Raw genomic sequence first — 2309 nt, 5'->3', positions numbered from 1 at the left:
CGGAGCGCACCCGCGCGCCCGAGCCGCCGGCGCACGGATCGGCGTTCGACGGGCAGCGGTCGGCGCTCGGGCGGCATGGTCGCGAAGCGTGCCCGCTCGACCACCGCCTCCCCCACGGGTGACGTGTTCTCGGAACGAGTGTTCATCGGAACCGGTATCCCGCCCCGCGCACGGTCTCGATGCGGTCGACGCCGATCTTGCCGCGCAGCGCCCGCACGTACACGTCGACCACATTGGAGGCCGGATCGAAGTCCATCCCCCAGACGTGACCGATCAGCTGGTCGCGCGACAGCACCTGACCGGCGTTCTGCAGGAACACCTCGAGCAGCGCGAACTCACGCGAGGTGAGTTCGCGCATGTCTCCGTCGACCGTGACGGTACGGGCCCGCACATCGACCCGCACATCGCCGTGAGTGAGCACCGGACCGGCAGTCCGCCCCTCGCCGTCGCCGATCCGCAACCGCACACGTGCGATGAGTTCAGCGAACTGGAACGGCTTGGTGACGTAGTCGTTGGCCCCGCTCTCCAGGCCGCGCACGGTGTCGATGACAGAATCGCGGGCGGTGAGGATGATCACCGGCGTCGCGACGCCCTCGCCACGAAGGTTGGCGAGCACGTCGAATCCGTCCATGCCCCCGAGCCCGATGTCCAGCAGCACCAGGTCGAACGTACCGCTGCGCGCCATCAGCAGGGCGGTGTGTCCGTCAGCGGCCTCGGCTGTCTCGTAGCCGGCTGCGCGCAGACCCCGCCGCACGAACGAGGTGATGTGCGGGTCGTCTTCGGCGATCAGGATGCTGCGCATCTCACTCGCTCCTCTCTGATGCGGACTGTGGCCGCACGGTGGTCGGGGCGGGGAGGTCGATGCCGAAAGTGGCCCCTTCCCCGAAGACGCTGTCGACCCAGGCTGAGCCGTCGTGCCCGTCGGTGATCGCCCGCACGATCGCGAGTCCGAGGCCCGAACCGCGGCGTGCGCCGGAGCTGTCTCCGCGGGCGAAACGCTCGAAGATGCGCTCGGCGTCAGCCGCTGCGACCCCGGGGCCGCTGTCGCGCACCCACAGCCGCAGTCGGCGTTCGCCGCGCTCGCCGTCGAAGCGCGAGCCGATCAGGATGCGGTCACCCTGCTCCGTGACCTGCACCGCGTTCGCCGCGAGTTGCAGCACGGCCTGGGTGACCCGCTGCGGGTCGAGAGGCGCTGTGCCTTCCGCCACTTCCATGAGCTGCCAGCGGCGATCACCGAGGTTCTGCGCCTTGGCCTCGATGTCGAGGGTGAGGGCGGCGACGTCGCAGTCGGCGACGCGCACGAAGTCGGGCTGCTCGGCACGGGCGAGGACGAGCAGGTCGGTGACGATGCGGCTCATCCGGTCGAGCTCGTCGCTCACGAGTCGCAGGGTCGCCGCCCGCTCCTCCGGCTCCTCGCTCAAGAGCTCCAGCTGCCCGCGGACGATCGTGATCGGCGTGCGCAGCTCGTGCCCGGCGTCGTCGACGAACCGCTGCTGCGTGGCGTGCACGGCTTCGAGGCGGTCGAGCATCTGGTTGAAGGTGGTTGCCACGGCGGCGATGTCATCTGTCCCGTCGACCGGCACCCGCGCGGAGAGATCGTGCTCGCCGATGTCGCGGGCGACGCGGTAGACCTCACGCACGGGGGCGAGGATCTGGCCGGCCACGAGCCAGGCGACGCCTGAGCTGAGCACGATGCCGATCAATGCGACCCACGCGATCGTGGTGAACCCGGCATCGACCTGGGATCGCGCTTCCTGCGTGTACTGCACGATCAGGACGGCACCGGCGCGGTCGCCTGCGGTGAATTCCAGCCTCCCCCAGCGCAGGGGCCCCGCGTCCGGCGCCTCCATCGCACCGGAGGACGCCGACTGGCCGAGCAGACCGGTCACGAGCGCTTCTCCCCCTGGCACGGCGGAGAGCGCGGCAGGATCCGTCGCCTCCACCCGTCCGTTCGCGACGGCGATCACCTCGCCGCCGACCGACGCGACGACGACCTCGTTCTCGTGCACGGACTGCCGGGCGACGTACTCGCTGACCAGTTCCTCCGGGGTGGTGTGGCCGCTGACCGCGGCGTCCTCCGCGAAACGGGCGAACTCCGCGGCCTCCTGCTCGATCTCCGCATTGGCGGACTGCTCGACACCCGCGAGGAAGATGCTCCGACCGATCATGCCGACCGCGAGCAGCGTGATCGCGCTGCTGAGGATGATCCACAGGGTGATCCGCCAGCGCGCGGGCAGGGTGCGGCGGCGCAGCGTGCGCAGCGGCGCACCGGTCGATGCGGAGACGTGGGGGATCGCTCGCGCATTCCG

At 70.5% G+C, this 2309-nt stretch carries 2 protein-coding genes; both read right to left on the bottom strand.

The features are described from left to right. Positions 1–142 precede the first annotated feature (142 nt). The gene (locus DSP71_RS08400) at positions 143–802 is read right to left on the bottom strand and encodes a response regulator transcription factor (RefSeq protein ID WP_046747831.1); all 660 of its coding nucleotides are present in this window, start codon (positions 800–802) and stop codon (positions 143–145) included. A 1-nt stretch (position 803) separates the two neighbouring features. Next, on the bottom strand, positions 804–2309 hold a 1506-nt coding region (locus DSP71_RS08395; RefSeq protein WP_220151100.1), incomplete at its 5' end, for an ATP-binding protein.

It is taken from the genome of Microbacterium sp. H6 (assembly GCF_003314775.1).
In the GTDB taxonomy this organism is placed as follows: Bacteria; Actinomycetota; Actinomycetes; order Actinomycetales; family Microbacteriaceae; genus Microbacterium; species Microbacterium oxydans.
Note: the sequence above shows the minus strand (reverse complement) of the source record. Positions and strands in the feature narration are given on the sequence as shown.